Here is a 253-nt window from a genome sequence, read left to right as displayed (position 1 = left end):
CATCGCGCGCCGCTCTGGCAGACTGGTCGCCATGGACATACCCGCCGATCTCGACGCCCTCAGTACCGAACAGATACGCGAACTGAACGTGAAGCTGATGGCCGAGATCGCCGAGAAAGAAAGAGAGGCCCTGGGGAGGTCGAACTGGTTGTTCGCAGGATCTCTGCGTGCTGGAAAACGCGCGGCCGCGATCATGACATTGATCCGCTCTGCACAACTGAACGGACACGATCCGTTGGCTTACCTGAAGGAC

General features: G+C 59.3%; 1 protein-coding gene. It reads left to right on the top strand.

Annotation, left to right across the window (positions count from 1 at the left end):
- Positions 1-253 (top strand): hypothetical protein (locus AB3X96_RS42975; RefSeq protein WP_368594466.1); only part of this gene is annotated, 253 nt, incomplete at both ends.

Origin of the sequence: Paraburkholderia sp. BR13439 (assembly GCF_040948805.1) — a bacterium.
In the GTDB taxonomy this organism is placed as follows: domain Bacteria; phylum Pseudomonadota; class Gammaproteobacteria; order Burkholderiales; family Burkholderiaceae; genus Paraburkholderia; species Paraburkholderia youngii.
This window is presented reverse-complemented; position numbering and strand designations above follow the sequence as displayed.